The 6,209-nt window shown below is 33.9% G+C and carries 5 protein-coding genes and 1 tRNA gene; all 6 read right to left on the bottom strand.

Features of this window, described 5'->3' with window-relative positions:
• Positions 1–230: 230 nt before the first annotated feature.
• Positions 231–318, bottom strand: a tRNA-Ser gene (locus G634_RS0109710).
• Between the two features lie 258 nt (positions 319–576).
• Complete coding sequence (locus tag G634_RS20340; RefSeq protein WP_051233807.1) at positions 577–1,740, bottom strand: C39 family peptidase; 1,164 nt, start codon at positions 1,738–1,740, stop codon at positions 577–579.
• 437 nt (positions 1,741–2,177) lie between these two features.
• Positions 2,178–2,591 (bottom strand): HIT family protein, encoded by a 414-nt coding sequence (locus G634_RS0109700; protein ID WP_026505131.1) that lies wholly within the window; start codon positions 2,589–2,591, stop codon positions 2,178–2,180.
• 21 nt (positions 2,592–2,612) lie between these two features.
• Positions 2,613–3,236, bottom strand: a complete 624-nt coding sequence (locus G634_RS18715) for a rhomboid family intramembrane serine protease (protein WP_051233806.1) — start codon at positions 3,234–3,236, stop codon at positions 2,613–2,615.
• A 30-nt stretch (positions 3,237–3,266) separates the two neighbouring features.
• Positions 3,267–4,322: an SCP2 sterol-binding domain-containing protein gene (locus G634_RS18710; RefSeq protein WP_051233805.1), complete on the bottom strand. Its 1,056-nt coding sequence runs from the start codon at positions 4,320–4,322 to the stop codon at positions 3,267–3,269.
• Between the two features lie 75 nt (positions 4,323–4,397).
• Positions 4,398–6,182, bottom strand: coding sequence for a DUF6382 domain-containing protein (locus G634_RS0109685; RefSeq protein WP_026505130.1), 1,785 nt, complete (start codon positions 6,180–6,182; stop codon positions 4,398–4,400).
• Between the last annotated feature and the right edge of the window lie 27 nt (positions 6,183–6,209).

The raw sequence follows: 6,209 nt of genomic DNA, 5'->3' as shown, positions 1-6,209 counted from the left end.
TAATTGAAACGCTGGAATTTTCAGGGTTGCATTACTATTTAATTGTCAAAGTTCTTTAGTTTGTTGTGACTGTCTTGCTCGCCGCAACGTGTTACATCTTAACTCGTTTTGGTTTGTTTGTCAACAACTTTTTTTATTTTCTTTCGTGTCATTTCATTTAAGGCGATAAAAAAAGAATCTTGCAAACTTCCCAAGATTCCCTTTATAGCTAAATGCTATGAACGAAAAAACGGAGGAAGAGGGATTTGAACCCTCGCGCCGGTCACCCGGCCTACACCCTTAGCAGAGGCGCCTCTTCAGCCACTTGAGTATTCCTCCATGCCTGAATACAACTTCTCTTTCCAAGAAGGTATATCAAACTCTTGTAAACAAGAATTTATTTCTTATTCAAATTTATCTGATGCCACTTAAAAGCCGACCGATGCTTCGTCGCATGTCGAAACACTTCTCCGTGACACAAAAGTAATTATAGCGGACACCCTCTATACTTGTCAACACATTTTTTTATTTTTCGGAAAGTTTTTTCATGGTTTATTTTTATGATTTTTTTCCATGCTTTTTATCATTTGCTATTCGTTATTTATGATACTCCCAGATAGACTTCATTTGTGATACCAAAACATCTACATCCCAATGTTTTTCGCTATTTTCTCTGCTGTTAGGGTCGTTTACTATTATCTTGTTATCCTGATCTATTCCTGCCAACACTATGAAATGTCCCTGTGTTGTAAAATCTCCCGGTCCCATAGAACAAACCATTGGCTTTTCTTCTGATAGATTATTCAAAATATAATCTGCATTTTTCCTTCCATATTTTGCGTTCAATCCATATTTTTCGGCTGCATTTATCATTAGCAACCAGGAAGTCCCCTGGCCATATGTATACAGCCCTTCATCTACCGCATACTGTGCTATCACATATGGATTAACCATTTCATTTTTAGTCAGACCACAAATAATCATTGCCATACATGTAGGTCCACATCCCGCAACTCCTATATAATTTTGCCCATATTGTCTATATCCCCATCTTTTATCCCATTGTATAAAAAGTGGTATATTGCTATTCTCTATTTCATCTTTAACTTTTATATCAAATTCTTTTCCTGCATATTTATGGTAATTTATTACATAATCTCTTGCTTCTTTATTCTTTTCTCCAAATTCTACAATTTCTTGTGGAATCCCTTCATAATCTGGTTCTAATATATATTCCAGATTACTACCGCTAATGATACCTCTTCCTACATATATCGTCGCAATAATGATTCCTATAAGCGCTATATTCAAAAATGATTTACGCTTATTTCTTTTATTCTGTTTTACCAATGCTCTGTCTGTTTTTTTCTTACCCTCATTTTCGTAAGTGTATTTTTCATATGCTAGAGATCCATTGTTGTAATCCTCGAAATCATAGTTTTGTTTATAATCTTTTTTCTTTGAAACATAGACATTTGTATTGTATATACTTTGTCTTTTTGAATCCGAAAACATTCTTGATGGCATTTGGCTACAGTTTCCATAATGGACATTATCATATGCTGTCTTACGTTTTCTAGTCTTAGCATTTGGGAACGTAGAGTTGTTATAATAATTTTTTCTAATCTCATTTTGTAGGCTTAGATTATTTCTAGTTTTTCTATTAACCTTATTATGCTTTTTTCTTCTAACATATTTAATAAGTTTGACCAATAGATAAAGATAGATAAATAATAATCCTGCGCAAACTGCAATTTGCATGTTTTCCTCATCTATAAATGAGGTGTACATGTACAATACGTTTACAAACCAAAATGCACATGAAAAATATACAAATGTAATAATTCCTAATGTAACCAATATTAACAACGTCATATCTTTTCCCTAACACCAAAATAAAGCAATTCTCACCACTTTATTTGGTTATTCCCTCATTCTAACGATAGACAACCTCAACACTTCTAAACAGCAAAAATTATATTTATTCTGCCTTAAATAAGTCTTAATTATTTTTGCTGGTTTATTACCGATTGCTTTTCTTTAGTTGCAAATTTGCATTTTAGAGAAATCATTTTGTATTTGACTTTTTAGATTATTTCCGACATATCTTATTATCATGTAAAAAAACAGAAGAAAATATCTCATTTAGTTTTTGATATTTTCTCCTGTTTTTGCGTTATACATATCTGTTTTTCTGATTAGTTCATTTTGAGGTTTGCACAGATTTCTCTAAGCTGAGCATCGTCTGGCTCTGTCGGCTTCCAGAGAATTGTCTGTCCATCATTCTCATAGCGTGGAATTACATGAAGGTGGAAATGATTCACTGTCTGTCCTGCAACTTCGCCATTGTTCTGAACAAGATTAAGTCCATCACAGTGCATAACTGCTTTCAATCTCAAAGCAACTTTTTTAGCAAGCTTCATTGCTTTGGCAGCGGTATCTTCTGGAAGCTCATACAAATTTGCATAATGCTCTTTTGGAAGAATCAGTGCATGTCCAGCTGTTGCAGGTCCGTTGTCAAGGATAACGTTAAAATCCTCATCCTCATAAATTGAGTTTGTTGGTATTTCTCCATTTGCAATCTTACAAAAAATACATTTCTCGTCCTTCATAATAATCCTTCTCCTAGTTCTTTAAAAATCTTGCAATTTTATCTTTTTTCTACGAAGCAAAATAGTAATCAATGTCAAGATTATACCACATATGAAACCTCCAATGTGTGCTTCGTTATTTACGCTCTTATTGGTAATGCTCATATAAACCATGAACATTACCGCTATTAACATTCTGCGAATTTTAGATTTATCTTTTTTTCTATAGAAAAGTGTCAGTATAAGAAGAGATCCTACTATTCCGAATACTATTCCACTAGCTCCAACACTGTAGTAGTATTCTCCTCTAAGATTTTCAATATATAACGAGAGGACATTTCCTGCCACTCCTGATAATACAGCAATCAGCAGGTACCAAAAATGTCCAATGCTATTCTCCACCAAAACTCCGAATAACAATAGTCCTATCATATTGCTAAAAAGATGATTACTATCTGCATGTAAAAACATTGATGAAAAGATTCTATAGTACTCTCCTTCTATTACTTTGTCAAAAATCAGTGCTCCTTTATTAGAGAGCTCTCGTCCCATAATGTTTTGACATACAAATACTAAAACATTTGCAGCTATCATCATGATAGTTGCAAATGCTTTAAAATAATTCCCATAATACTGTTTGTACCATTCACTGTCGTATTTTGTCATGATAAATATGCCTTTATTGGAAAAATAAAATTATTCCATTCTTGTGTCTTTTCTTTTGCTTTCAGCTTCTATTCCAAACGGGAACACTTTATCTATAGCACTAAGGAGTTTGAAATCTCCCTTCATTCGGATATTTCCTTCCATAAATGATCGTTGGAAATTTGTCCTTCCATCAACAATTCTATTAAGTGTATCCCATGTTAGTTCAAGACGAGCATCAGCTTTTACATCAGACAATTCTGAAATAGAGGCTGCCTGTCCTTGAAAGCCTTTACTGTCAACATGAAGCAACATTGCTTTCATTGACGGCTTATCGCTTACTATTAATTCATAAGTTCCTTCAACATCCGGCCTTGGAGAAAATCTCTTATGAAATCTATTAACATACTCTCCTGTATTGGGTGCGGGTTCGCTTCCTTTGAGTTTATTGCGAAAAAGAAATGATAATTCTTCCAAATCAGCTTTTTGAGTCTTAACATATTTATCATCTACAACATATTTTGAAAGCTGCTCTGATTCCTGAGGTGTCAAATCAGCACTCTTAGTCAACGATACTTTTTGTTTTACTACCTGATTACTAGCAGGAAGCGCTGTAATTTTTTGAGAAATCATTCGATATAAATTCTCCGCTTTTTTATCAAGAAGCCTTATATATTCAGGATTCTCATCAAATACTTTCGTTTCTGCTATATATCCGCAAATTCCATCGCATGGAAGACCTCCAAGTACTTCCCAGGCAACCTGAAGGCTTGTCATTCCGTCTCGTTCACCGTAAGTTGTAGACATTACAACAGGCATCATATACAGTTTGCTGATTTTCTCCTTGTCGCCATAAAGCCAGCAAGAATCCAAAAACTGCATGAGCCATCCGCCAATTCCATACCATTCTACTGTAGATGCGAGTATTATCCCGTCAGCATCACGCAAAGTTCCTACAAGAGCTGTAATACTATTCTTCTGTTCGAATAAATTGTACTGCTGAACTTCTACTCTGAGTTCCTTCAGAACATCTGCCATTCTGGAAATGACATAAAGTGAAGGATCATCAATAATACCGCGACCGCCGTAATAGATGTTGATTTTCATCTCTCCACCGCCCCATTTGTGTTTGTTTTATATGTTAATTCAATTTTACCATAATACACAAATATTAGCTAACAATTATCTGAAATCAAAAACCATATCAGCAAAGCAGATTTCGTCTCCCGGAACAAGAACTGATGCCTGCTGAGGTTTTAATCTCAATCCGTTATGGAATGTTCCATTAGTAGAATTCAAATCCTGAACACATACATTATTATCTTCATCTCTGAAAATTCTCGCATGAATTCTACTAATTGTTTGATTATTGAGGCATGTATCTACTCCTCCAGCCATTTTTCCAATTGTCATCGGTAGTTTATCAAGTGCAATTTGGATGCAGTTGCTCTGTCCTCTGCTATACAATCTTTCACTTCTAAAAGATGATCCTCTATTTAAAACGGTAGTTTCGTAATCTGTACCACCTTGCATGTTCTCATTTCTGACAAGCCCTTTTCTAAGTGGTGATTGAGCTATCATTCCGTTATCCATATTTTTTTCAGGAGTTATAACTCTTCTATTACTGTTAAAGGTATTTTCAGGTGAATTTCCGTTTTCAGAAATATCATTTACTGAAAAAGCTTTGCCCCTGATATTTTTGTTTTCAGATACATATGGATTATTATCATTCCTTGTTGCCGCTTTTAAATCAAATGTCTTTCCTTTTTTCTTTTGATTATTCCTAGAAGACGATGTCAGAGATTTATTTGGATTTTCTTTATTTTGCTTTGCTTTATATCCACAATAAAGGATTATCAATGCTCCAGTTAAAGTCACTGCTATCATGGTCATAATAATGATATTCTCTGTTAATAAAAGAGTATAATTCATTTTCACATACAAAGCACCCAGACATATCAGAAAAGAAATAGTTGCGCAGATATAATAGAATGATGGTTTCATATCACTTTCATATGTCTTCTTTTTATCAGGTTTTGGCAATGAAACACTTTTTCCTGATTTTTGTTTTCTTAGCTGTGCATTGTTCCTTTTTTCCTGTTCGGTGAACTTTTGAGTATTTTTTCCTTTATCAAAAAAAGATTCATCCTCAACATTCGAATAAAAGTTTTCCCAACTGCTTTGTTTGGTTTCGCTTCTTTTTTCTTGATAAGTATTAGATATGTTATAAGATGCTGAATTTTCTTTTAATTCCGAAGCATAATCAGAGTGCTTTAAAGATGATTTAGAATAATTGTTTGCATAAAAACCTTCATTATGGTTTATTGAATCTTCAGGAAATCTGTTTTCATTAAGATTTGAATAGTTATCCATTGGTGGAATATCATATCCATTCATTTCTCTATTTTGTGCTTCTTCCTGATCTGGAATGTATTCACTCATTTGGCTTAACATAGTCGCCATTTCATAAATACTACTTCCACCATCTTGAACCATTTCACAGAAAGTATACCCGATTTGCATTGCCAAATCATCAGAGTGATCAATGATATCGATAAGTTCGATTGAAAATCTTTCAAGATCTTCTTTTTCATCAGATGGTCTACACATAAAATGATATGTATTATCGCGAAGATTTATAAATACAGTATTTTGGCTAAGAACAAGACAATCTTCTTCTAACAGATACTCTCCCATTTCATGGCACGCTCTTGCAAGGGATAAAAACATTCTTCTAAGCTGAATTGAATCCATACCTTTTGTAGTAAATCTATCTGCAATGCTCTTACATCCATCGACTTCATAATATATGTATGCATTTCCATTACATCTTCTAATGCTTCCTCTTAAAAGTCCTTTGCTCTTCTGAACTTCAAGCATTCTGAAGCGATAATCTTCTTCTTCGTTTTCTCTTGTCTCTGCCACAAGATAACTATGTGATAATTCTCTTTCATAACGTAACTTCATATTACTGGTTCCTCTTTTGATTTAATT

The sequence above is a fragment of the Butyrivibrio sp. NC3005 genome (assembly GCF_000424545.1).
GTDB lineage: Bacteria > Bacillota > Clostridia > Lachnospirales > Lachnospiraceae > Butyrivibrio.
Note: the sequence above shows the minus strand (reverse complement) of the source record. Positions and strands in the feature narration are given on the sequence as shown.